The 1,014-nt window shown below is 38.3% G+C and carries 2 protein-coding genes; one reads left to right on the plus strand and one right to left on the minus strand.

Annotation, left to right across the window (positions count from 1 at the left end):
* A partial coding sequence (locus tag A5N85_RS13940; protein WP_072577656.1) for an IS1595 family transposase occupies window positions 1-488 on the minus strand: 488 nt, incomplete at its 3' end.
* Window positions 489-586: 98 nt separating this feature from the next.
* Here A5N85_RS13940 and A5N85_RS13945 point away from each other — a divergent pair.
* Entirely contained in the window at window positions 587-943 is a 357-nt protein-coding gene (locus A5N85_RS13945; RefSeq protein WP_072576897.1) for an IS630 transposase-related protein, read from the plus strand.
* The last annotated feature ends 71 nt before the right edge of the window (window positions 944-1,014 follow it).

The raw sequence follows: 1,014 nt of genomic DNA on the forward strand, positions 1-1,014 counted from the left end.
TCAATACCATTGATATGGTAATGACCATGAGCAAACTCATTATTGCCATGGTCTACTCTAAAATGTTTCGCATAGCCAACGTCAACCAAGCCATTGTAACCACGCCAACCATCCGAGTATATGACACTATCAAGCGCTACTTTACCAAGAATAACACCTTGCAAGGTCTTTTTCTTACAGTCGGGAATGATCTCAGTATAGATACGACCTTGTCTTTCAAAGATACCAAAGACGGATTGTTTTAAAGTCCCACGACCACGTTTGAGCTTGTCATGATAATCCCTTTGACGCTTTGCGCCAAAGTAGGATTCATTGATCTCAATTGAGCCATATAAAAGGTTTTTCTGGTTTAGTTGATACTGATAAATTTCTTGGCGAAAGATAGCGTACCAGCGGTTAATGGTATTACGGTTTACATTCAGCAGAAGAGCTGTTTTGGTTGTGTCAATAGCAATACAAAAGCATTGCACAATTTTTTTTAAGCTTATATGTACTTATAGTCAAATCACTTATAATCCAATCTATCCAAAGCAGATATAAAGAACGACTTATAGTAGAATTATCAAAAACAAACTGAGCATATCTTATGACCTACTGCAGCCAATTCCGACAGAAAATTCTTAACGATATTGCTAATGGAGAAACTTGGCGCGCTGTTGCAAAGCGCTACAAGATCAGCAAATTCACCGTCTATAGCTGGATTAAAAATCCCCATCCTAAAGGCTTTACTGAGCGTAAGCCCTCAAAGATTGATGATGAAGCCTTGCTTAAGGATATTGAGCAGTATCCTGATGATTACCAATGGGAAAGAGCTAGACGTTTTAATTGCTCGCAATCAGCGATTTGTTATGCTCTAAAGCGACTAAAGATAACGCATAAAAAAAGATTAACCAACATCCAAAAGCCGACACAGAGAAAAGAGAGCACTTTCAAGAACAAATAGTAGATAAGACCGCTCAAGGACAAACCGATAGTCTATCTTGATGAATGTGGTTTTAAAGCCTTTGCTCATAG

It is taken from the genome of Suttonella ornithocola (assembly GCF_001889065.1).
GTDB lineage: Bacteria > Pseudomonadota > Gammaproteobacteria > Cardiobacteriales > Cardiobacteriaceae > Suttonella_A > Suttonella_A ornithocola.